This is a genomic window from Brasilonema bromeliae SPC951, from assembly GCF_012912135.1.
Lineage (GTDB): Bacteria > Cyanobacteriota > Cyanobacteriia > Cyanobacteriales > Nostocaceae > Brasilonema > Brasilonema bromeliae.
Genome location: NZ_QMEB01000332.1, coordinates 1 through 5,172, shown reverse-complemented (window position 1 = coordinate 5,172; position 5,172 = coordinate 1). Strand labels below are relative to the sequence as shown.

Annotated in this window: 4 protein-coding genes and 1 pseudogene; 4 read left to right on the top strand and 1 reads right to left on the bottom strand. The window is 45.6% G+C overall.

Going from position 1 to position 5,172, the window contains the following annotated elements; all coding sequences use genetic code 11:
- Window positions 1–73 precede the first annotated feature (73 nt).
- From DP116_RS26855 to DP116_RS26840, 4 genes are all read left to right on the top strand, one after another.
- Window positions 74–2,467 carry a peptidase domain-containing ABC transporter gene (locus DP116_RS26855; RefSeq protein WP_246275816.1) on the top strand — a complete coding sequence of 798 codons (2,394 nt, stop codon included), beginning with the start codon at window positions 74–76 and terminating at the stop codon, window positions 2,465–2,467.
- An 88-nt stretch (window positions 2,468–2,555) separates the two neighbouring features.
- Window positions 2,556–4,070, top strand: a complete 1,515-nt coding sequence (locus tag DP116_RS26850; RefSeq protein WP_169158042.1) for a beta-barrel domain-containing protein — start codon at window positions 2,556–2,558, stop codon at window positions 4,068–4,070.
- A gap of 129 nt (window positions 4,071–4,199) precedes the next feature.
- On the top strand, window positions 4,200–4,532 hold the full coding sequence (locus tag DP116_RS26845) for a DUF433 domain-containing protein (protein ID WP_169158041.1): 333 nt from the start codon (window positions 4,200–4,202) through the stop codon (window positions 4,530–4,532).
- On the top strand, window positions 4,529–4,882 hold the full coding sequence (locus tag DP116_RS26840; RefSeq protein ID WP_169158040.1) for a DUF5615 family PIN-like protein: 354 nt from the start codon (window positions 4,529–4,531) through the stop codon (window positions 4,880–4,882). Before DP116_RS26845 ends, DP116_RS26840 begins: the two co-directional genes overlap by 4 nt.
- Window positions 4,883–4,890: 8 nt before the next feature.
- On the opposite strand, the pseudogene DP116_RS26835 reads toward DP116_RS26840, so the two are convergent.
- Window positions 4,891–5,172 (bottom strand): annotated as a pseudogene (locus tag DP116_RS26835) (S-layer family protein); the annotation flags it as partial.

Here is a 5,172-nt window from a genome sequence, read left to right as displayed (position 1 = left end):
CGGGTTCGCCAGTTACCTACGGAGGGAAACCCTCCTGCAGTACTGGTCTCACTGTTCACTGATTTTTTGAACAATGAAATATCACAGCATATTGCAACACAGTGAAGAAGATTGTGGTGCAGCAAGTCTTGCCACAGTCGCCAAACACTACAGACGCACCTTTACCCTCAACCGCGTGCGAGAAGCAGTGGGCACCGGATCACGGGGAACCACCTTGCTAGGTTTAAGACGAGGTGCACAAACCCTGGGATTCCATGCTCGTCAAGTTCAAGCCACCCCAGAACTACTTGAAAAATTAAATGAAGTCCCCTTACCAGCTATCATTCATTGGAAAGGTTACCACTGGGTAGTATTATACGGGAAAAAGGGGAAAAAATATATCATCTCTGACCCCGCCGTTGGTATCTTGTACCTCACCTCCAAGGAGTTAATCGAGGGTTGGAGTGATGGCATTATGCTGTTGCTAATGCCAGACGATAGCCGCTTCTATGAGCAACCAGAAGATAAAATTGGCGGTTTTGGGCGCTTTATTGCCCGCGTCATGCCATATCGCAATCTTTTGGTTCAGGCGATCGCCATCAACTTTGCCATTGGACTCCTCTCCCTCGCCTCCCCCTTAATGATGCAACTCCTCACCGATGACGTACTCGTGCGAGGAGATACCCAACTGCTTACCACCGTGGCAATTGGAGTCATTGCCATGAACTTATTCCAAAGTACCATTGGTTTGGTACAATCTCACCTGGTCGGTCATTTTGGTCAACGGTTGCAATACGGACTCATTCTAGAATACGGGCGACAACTTTTGCGCTTACCCCTATCATATTTTGAAGCACGTCGCAGTGGGGAAGTTGTTAGCCGCATTGCCGATGTTCATACCATCAATGCCCTAGTTTCCAAAATTGTCCTCGGTTTACCCAGTCAATTTTTTGTGGCTTTGGTTTCCTTGGGCTTTATGCTCTTCTATAGTTGGCAACTCACTCTAGGTTCCCTCGCCGCCTTTGTCATTGTCACTCTCGTCAACTTGCTTTTTCTCCCCGCTTTGCGTCAGAAAACCCGCAGCCTCATCGTCAAAGGCACAGAAAACCAAGGCTTTCTGGTTGAAACCTTTCGCGGTGTTCAAGTCCTCAAAACCACCCAAGCCACAGAACAAGCTTGGCAAGAGTATCAAACCAATTTTGGTCGCCTTGCTAACTTAGGCTGGACTACCATGAAGCTAGGACTTTACAGCAGCACAATCACTGGGATTCTTTCCAATTTCACGAATATTGCCTTACTCTGGTTCGGCTCGCACTTAGTGATTAATCAGACTTTATCCATCGGACAACTGCTGGCGTATAACGGCATGAGTGGCAGTTTTCTTGGCTTTTTGGGGTCTGTAGTTGGGCTAATTGATGAATTTATCACTGCTCAAATTGTCGTCCAACGCTTGACAGAAGTGATAGATGCGACTCCAGAAGACGAAAACGACTTGAAAAAGCCGATTGCAGAGATACTAGCTAACGCAGATATCACCTGCACCAACCTCAACTTCCACCATGCAGGTAGAGTTGACCTCCTGGAAGATTTTTCCCTGACTATCACTGGTGGTCAAGTCATTGCCTTGATTGGTAAATCTGGCTGTGGTAAAAGTACCCTCGCCAAATTGATTGCTGGTTTATACTCCTCCCAGTCTGGCAATATCCGCTATGGAATGTACAATCAGCAAGACCTTTCTGTGGAATGTCTGCGACAACAGGTGGTACTTGTGCCTCAAGAAGCTCACTTCTGGAGTCGTTCCATCATTGACAACTTCCGCTTTAGTTATCCTAACGTTACTTTTAAACAAATTGTCGAAGCTTGCCAGATTGCTGGTGCAGATGAATTTATTAGTAAATTGCCCGACAAATATCAAACTGTTTTAGGAGAATTTGGTGCAAATCTCTCTGGGGGACAAAAGCAAAGATTAGCCATAGCCAGGGCAATAGTCACTGACCCACCCATACTCATTTTAGATGAATCCACTGGTGCTCTCGACCCGGTAAGTGAAGCTCAAGTACTAGATCAACTGCTTTCCCACCGACGAGGCAAAACCACAATTATGATTAGTCACCGCCCCAGAGTCATCCAGCGAGCCGATTGGATTGTCCTACTGGAGGAAGGGCGCTTAAAAATCCAAGGCACACCACAGCAACTGCGTCATCAAAGAGGCGAGCACTTAGACTTCCTGGACGACGTTGCCCAACCAACGAATGGTTTGATGATGAAAGGTTCTATTTCTCATTCTAATACTAAGTTGCATTCATACGTATCACCCTCCGGGTTCGCAGTCGCCTACGGAGGGAGACCCTCCTGCAGCGCTGTCTCACCTCAGCCCGCCTACGGCACCCCTCTCCTTACCAACTACCCTGTACACACAAGTGATCAAATTACCCAAGATTCTGGGAAAACCTCACCCTGTCCTCACGGACATCCCTCTCCTTGCTAAGGAGAGGGAAAGATTTTTGCGAAGCAAAAAGCGAGGGTGAGGTTTTGAGACGGAAAATTCCACGCAATTAGTTAAACTAACTTGAATTATGATTAGCAACTCCAACTCAGACTTTCTGCCTCCCCCAGTTCAAGACAACGAATTTCTCCCACCGATGAGTTCCTGGGTTACTATGGGCGGACTGGTGATGGTTGGCATTTTGGGAATCAGCGTCATCGTTGCTTCTGTCGCTAAATACAAAGTCACCGTTAAAGCTCAAGCACTCGTCCGTCCGGCTGGTGAATTGCGGATTGTGCAAGCTGCAACTGAAGGTCAGGTTATGCACGTATCTGTCAAAGAAAATCAACTTGTCAAAAAAGGAACGGAGATTGCAACTATCGACGACTCGAAGCTGCAAACCAAAAAGAGCCAACTACAAAGCAATATCCAGCAGAGCCAGTTACAAATCGTTCAAATCAACGCTCAAATTAGTGCTCTTAATAACCAGATAGCTGCAGAAACTGACCGTACTAAGGGGGCTGTTGACTCAGCAGTCGCTGAACTCAGTCGCCGCAGTCGCGATTATCGAGACAAACAAATTACCAGCAACAAAGATGTGGAAGAAGCCGAGGCGAACGTAAAGCAAGCCGAGGCGGAATTGCAAAAAGCACAAGCACAATTACAATCAACCTCTGCGAACTTCAAGTCAAGCCAAGCTGCGTTAAATGCAGCCAAATTAAAGCGGAACCGATATCAGAGCGTAGCCAAACAAAAAGCTCTTTCTTATAATCAATTGGAAGAAGCACAACTCGTTGTTGAGCAGCAATCGTCAGCGGTTGAGGTGCAACAAGCAGCAATTGAGGTACAACTTCAAGCGATTGAGCAGCAAAAACAAGCGATTTCGGCTGCGAGAGCGAAATGGCAACGTGCTCAAGCTGCTCTTAATCCTAGTAAAGCAGAAGTGGCGATCGCCCAACAAACCATTGCCCGAGAACAAGCGACAGGAAAAGTCACCCTCGCGACACTAGACAAAGAACGCCAAGCCCTCATCCAACAAAGGTTTGAAAAAAGCAAACAGCTAGAGCGAGATGCCCGTGAACTCCAACAAGTGATAATTGACCTCAACCAAACCACCATAACTGCCACATCAGATGGTATAATATCAAAGCTAAACTTGCGGAACCCTGGTCAAACTGTGCGTTCTGGAGAGGAAATCGCTCAAATTGTCCCCAGTAATGCACCTTTGGTAGTCAAAGCAGCAGTAGCACCCCAGGAGAAAAGCAAGTTGAAACAAGGTCAAAAAGTACTTTTGCGGGTTTCTTCCTGTCCTTATACAGATTACGGCACTCTTAAAGGTGTCGTCAGCCAGATTTCCGAAGATACGATTAAACCTCAAGCTAATAGTGCGACTGCAACTGCTGCTGCAACAGGTTCAAGTCAGCAAGGGGGTGCAGTTGGTACTTTCTACGAGGTGACGATTCAGCCAGAAGTCTTATCTCTCGGTAAGGGCAAAAACCAGTGTGCTATTCAAGTAGGGATGGAGGGCAGAGCTGATATTATTTCCAAAGAAGAGACTGTACTCCAATTCTTTTTGAGGAAAGCAAGATTGATTGCTGATGTGTAACATTCTTGAATGTCGAGCAAACTCTGTTGGGCGTTGCTCAAGCACAGTATGAATTTGGGTGTAGAGACTTCGTATTTCGCGTCTGGTACAAGTTAATATCTAAATATTGAGTAACCAGCAAACAGTTTTATGACAGCATCACCGACTGTAGCAAAACGATATATTGAGCAGCGGGATAAAGGCTTCTGGATTGAAGGGACTCGCGTTTCTCTTGATTCAGTTGTTTACGCTTTCTTGAATGGTGAGTCTCCTGAAAGTATTGCTCAAAACTTTCCATTACTCTCCCTAGAACAGATTTATGGTGCTATTGCCTTTTATCTTGCCAACCGAAAGCTAATTGATGTCTATTTGAAAGAAGGTGAAAAAGAGTTTGAGAAATTGCAACAGTCTCTGGGAGAGAAAAATCCGTCTTTGTATGAGAAGTTGAAAGCGGCTCTTATGCAAAAGCAGAGCAAGACATGACGACAGTTCGATTTCAAGCGGACGCCGATCTCAAGCAGGCAATTGTAACTGGTACGATACGTAGGGAACCAAATATTGATTTTCAATCAGCTAATACAGCAGGGCTTGAGGGTAAGACAGACAAAGAGGTATTAGCCATAGCAGCACTCCAGGAAAAAATTCTTGTAACTCACGACCGCAAAACTATGCCTGTTGAGTTTGCTGAATTTATAATGTCACAAACCAGTTCAGGAGTTTTAATTATTTCCCAGAATATGCCAATTAGTGACGCAATTGAAGCACTTATCCTCATTTGGGAAGCTTCTACCGCCGAGGAATGGATTAATCAGATAATGTCTCTTCCTTTATAATGTCAGAATCATTTTGAATTTTGACAAGAGGCAGGAGTTTGCCAAGAACTGTGAGGGTTGACACCAGGTGCTTGCGCTACGAGTTCTATATTCCCATTCTTATCCACTATCCAACCAGTCGCTTCCACAATTGGAGTTGCAGCAGCAACTTTAGTACTATTTGAGACTGCTGTTGGTTGTGGCGAAATTGTTGTTTTAGCTGAGTTTGCAGCTTTTGGTCTTAATCTCACCCAAGCTGATAGAGTGCTTGTATCTTGTAATGGTTCAGTGGGACTCATGGGTAGTCCGCC